Source organism: Streptomyces sparsus (assembly GCF_054776295.1).
This window is the reverse complement of record NZ_BAAHCA010000928.1, coordinates 1-1,910: the sequence shown is the minus strand read 5'-3', so window position 1 is coordinate 1,910 and position 1,910 is coordinate 1. Positions and strand designations below refer to the sequence as shown.

Below are 1,910 nucleotides of genomic sequence, written 5' to 3'. Positions count from 1 at the left end.
CCTCCGCAGGCCGGTGGGGGCCGTACGGGCCGGGGGCGGGCGGGCTGCCGCGGCCGACGGACTCGACCACCGCGGTGGCGGCGACCAGCGGCTTGTCCATGGTGAACCCGTACCTGGCCCGATGGAGGCGGGAGAACTCGGCCGCCATCGCCTCGGCGTCGGCCAGTGCCACCGGCAGTGCGGCGTCCGTCCCGGCGTACCGCAGGTGCAGACGCGCCAGGGTGTGCACGGAGGCGGCCGGAACGCCGTCGGCGTCGAGCTGGGCGCGGGTCCGCCGGCCCAGTTCGCCGCACACCGCGCGGATGGCGTCCATCGCCTCCGGTACGAGTTCCCGCTCCACGGACTGCTCGCGCAGCGCGGTGGCGTCCGCTACCCCGATGCCGTAGGCCGACAGCACTCCGGCCAGCGGCGGCACCACGACGGTGCCGACACCGAGCGCGTCGGCGACCGCGCAGGCGTGCTGGCCGCCCGCGCCGCCGAAGCCGGCGAGCGCGTACCGGGTGATGTCGTGGCCGCGCTGCACGGAGATCTTCTTCACCGCGTTCGCCATGTTCAGCACGGCGATCTCCAGGAAACCCGCGGCCACCTGCTCCGGGGTCCGGTCGTCGCCGGTCTCGCGCTTCGCGCGCTCGGCCAGCTCCGTGAAGCGTCGGCGCACCACCTCCTCGTCCAGGGGGAGGTCGCCGCGGGGGCCGAAGACGTGCGGGAAGTGCTCGGGCCGCACCCGGCCGAGCATCACGTTGGCGTCGGTGACGGTCAGCGGGCCGCCGCGCCGGTAGCAGGCCGGGCCGGGGTCGGCGCCCGCGGAGTCGGGGCCTACCCGGTAGCGGGCGCCGTCGAAGTGCAGCACCGAACCGCCGCCCGCGGCGACGGTGTGGATGTCCATCATCGGAGCCCGCATCCGCACGCCCGCCACCTGGGTGTCGAAGCTGCGCTCCAGCTCACCGGCGTAGTGCGACACGTCGGTGGAGGTGCCGCCCATGTCGAAGCCGATGACGCGGTGCTGTCCGGCCTCCGCGCAGCTGCGGACCATGCCGACGACGCCGCCGGCGGGCCCGGAGAGCACCGCGTCCTTGCCGCGGAAGTGCCCGGCCTCCCGCAGACCGCCGCCCGACTGCATGAACATCAGCCGCACGCCGCGCAGTTCGTCGGCGACCTGGTCGACGTAGCGGCGCAGCACCGGCGAGAGGTACGCGTCGACGACGGTGGTGTCGCCGCGCGGCACCAGCCGGATGAGCGGGCTGACCTCCTGCGAGCAGCTCACCTGGGTGAAGCCGATCTGCTCGGCGAGCTCGGCGACCCGCCGCTCGTGGTCGGGGTACCGGTAGCCGTGCATCAGCACCACGGCGGCGGAGCGCACGCCCTGGTCGTGGACGTGCCGGAGCCGTGCCGCGGTGGCGTCGACGTCGAGCGGGAGCAGTGGGCCGCCGTGCGCGTCGACCCGTTCGAGGACCTCCACGACGTGCGCATAGAGGGCCTGCGGCAGCACGATGTGCCGGTCGAAGAGGCGCGGGCGGTTCTGGTAGGCGATGCGCAGCGCGTCCCGGAATCCGGCCGTGGTGACCAGCACGGTCGGTTCGCCCCTGCGTTCCAGCAGGGCGTTGGTGGCGACCGTGGTGCCCATCTTGACGACGGCGATCCGCTCGGTCGGCAAGGCGTCGCCGGGCGCCGTGCCCAGCATGCGGCGGATGCCCTCCACGGCCGCGTCGCGGTACCGGCCGGGGTGTTCGGAGAGCAGCTTGCCGGTGACCAGGCCGCCGTCCGGCCGTCTGCCCACCACGTCCGTGAAGGTGCCTCCGCGGTCGATCCAGAACTCCCAGCGTCCGCTCATGGCGCCATCGTGCCAGCCCGCGCCACCTCGCGGAACGTGCCGGGCGGCGACCCGGCGCCGGCCGTCCGGCGGTGGACGG

The 1,910-nt window shown here is 74.7% G+C and carries 1 protein-coding gene; it reads right to left on the bottom strand.

Features of this window, described 5'->3' with window-relative positions; translation table 11 throughout:
- On the bottom strand, nt 1–1,831 hold a 1,831-nt coding region (locus tag ACYVE9_RS25010), incomplete at its 3' end, for a hydantoinase/oxoprolinase family protein (RefSeq protein ID WP_461030165.1).
- Nucleotides 1,832–1,910 lie beyond the last annotated feature (79 nt).